Below are 422 nucleotides of genomic sequence, written 5' to 3'. Positions count from 1 at the left end.
GCGTCGCCGTTGATGATCAAAAGGTCCCGGCACGGATCATAGGCATATTCGTTCATCAGCCACTCTTCAAACCGTTCCCACACGTCTCCCTCCCCTTCATGGAGGTAGTGGCGCCGGTTCACGAGCTCAAGCTGCGAACCGTTTCGTTTCCATCCCTCGTGAATCGCCAGGATTTTCTCTTCTTTCGCCCGTTTCCCTTTCCCCTGGCGGGAAATGAACAGCCCATCCGCCTCCACAAACAGCACTCGGCCGTGCCGTTGGGAAACAGGGCGGTGCAGCGAGACAGGGGCCTCCAGCACCAGTTGGCGAATCGCCTCGTGGCTTAGGACCGCATACCCCACGATCGACTCCAACGTACGGGCCGCTTTGCGGTAGGAAGAGCACTCTACGGCCAACTCGACCGCCGTTTCCTCGAGGCAAGG

The 422-nt window shown here is 59.5% G+C and carries 1 protein-coding gene; it reads right to left on the bottom strand.

The annotated features are described in order from the left end of the window. Positions 1-422 (bottom strand): UPF0236 family transposase-like protein (locus tag I656_RS0117240; RefSeq protein WP_033007003.1); only part of this gene is annotated, 422 nt, incomplete at both ends.

Source organism: Geobacillus sp. WSUCF1 (assembly GCF_000422025.1).
In the GTDB taxonomy this organism is placed as follows: Bacteria; Bacillota; Bacilli; order Bacillales; family Anoxybacillaceae; genus Geobacillus; species Geobacillus zalihae.
The sequence above is the reverse complement of the archived record's forward strand: the minus strand, read 5'-3'. Positions and strand labels throughout refer to the sequence as shown.